The following is a 1,546-nucleotide window of genomic DNA, read 5'->3' on the forward strand; positions in this document are numbered from 1 at the left end:
CGCGCCGGCGACCACCCTCGGCCAGCCCAGCAGCTCCCTCAGCACGATCGCATCGGCGATCACCGGCTCGGCCTCCGGCTCGCGCGGCGAGGCGCGGATCGCGAAGGGGAGCGTGTCGGTCAGCTCACCGGCCCGGACCGGCGCGTCGTACTCGGCATGCTGGGTGCGACGGGCCTTCTCGGTCGAGGTCAGATGCCGTTCGGCGTGATTCTCCGCCGAGAGGCTGACCTGCACCGCACGGGTGACGACCGCCCACGGGTCTGCCGCCCGGCGCACCCCGTCGTGGCGCATCGCCATGAATGCCGCCGTAGCTGCCTCGCCGGGGTCGCGGTGCCAACTACGGGCCAGTGGCGCATACCGGTCTATCGTGTACGCCAGCAGAGCGGTCGCTTCTGGATCGCCCCGCCATGCTCCGTCCCCAGCGTCATGAAGTCGGTCAAGGAGCGCACGCAGGCCCGCCGAGCTGGCAAACGCCGGCTCGGACCCGGCGCCCGGCACAGGGGCCGGCGCCGGAACGTGGCGGGAAAACGGATCGGCGGGCATGGCACCCAACAGGTGCGCGCCCCGCGCCACCGCAGCCGCCCAAGGAACACCGTCTGGGTCGCCCGCAGGCGTCAGATCATCAGCAACATCCCCGAGACGGGCCGCTCACACGGCACGGCAGCGCAGACACGCACACGGTGGAGCGTCAACGGCCGACCACCGACCGCTCGACCGTCACCAGCCCAGACTCGGCCTGGCGGCCGAACGCCGACAGCGGCGCCAACCGCGCTCGGACGTTCTCGCGCACCTGACGGTGGGCGGCCACCTGTGCCGCCACCGCACCCGCGGTCGTGCGGCCCGCGATCCGGGCTGCCAGCTCGGTCGGCCTTACCCACTGCACCGTCACTCCGCGCCCGCGACCCACCGCCTGCCGACCGCGGGCGGCAGCCTGCTTGGACGGATCGTGAACGGCCAATAGCTGGCGCGGGGACTCCGCGCCAGCCAACCCATCGTGGTCGTGCTGTGTGCTCTGATCGGCTCGTTGCCGGTCTCGGTCTGTATTCACTGTGGTCTCCTTTCCTCAGATATCTCGTCCTGCGTGCTGCCGGGAAGCTCCAAAGGCGCTCGCCCCGCGGGGAGCGTCGGGGCGTCTCGTGACTTCAGCCAGCGGCCGACCGTGGAGGGATGCACCCCGAGCCGCGTGGCGATCTCCCGGTTCGTCAACGACGTGTCCGCTCGCAGCCGCAGGGCCTCACCGAGCGGTCCGTTCCCATCGACCGGAGCTGTCGTCCGCGACGGACGCTTGGGGCGCTGAGCCGCCCGGCCAGATGCGCTTGCCGGGGGCGCCGAGCGCGGGCGGCGAGTCAGCTCCACGGTCAGATGCGTGATCGCCACCAGCACCACCGGGGGGACCGCCGCGACCAACGCCGCGAGCACCGCGGGCACTCTGGCATCGGCCGTCACGATCGCGTGGCTGGCGTTCGCTAGTACCGACACTGCGGCCCCAGCGCTCAGGAGCAGCCACGGGTATCGGGTAGCGCTGCGCTCCAGGGCGCTGCCGCTC

The 1,546-nt window shown here is 72.2% G+C and carries 2 protein-coding genes; both read right to left on the reverse strand.

Annotation, left to right across the window (positions count from 1 at the left end; genetic code table 11):
- Positions 1-688 precede the first annotated feature (688 nt).
- Positions 689-1,048, reverse strand: coding sequence for a hypothetical protein (locus ACFE99_RS20950; RefSeq protein ID WP_375488326.1), 360 nt, complete (start codon positions 1,046-1,048; stop codon positions 689-691).
- Positions 1,045-1,546, reverse strand: a 502-nt coding sequence (locus tag ACFE99_RS20955) for a helix-turn-helix domain-containing protein (RefSeq protein ID WP_375488327.1), incomplete at its 5' end; no start/stop codon positions are given. The genes ACFE99_RS20950 and ACFE99_RS20955, both read right to left, overlap by 4 nt.

Source organism: uncultured Mycobacterium sp. (assembly GCF_964249325.1).
Taxonomy (GTDB): domain Bacteria; phylum Actinomycetota; class Actinomycetes; order Mycobacteriales; family Mycobacteriaceae; genus Mycobacterium.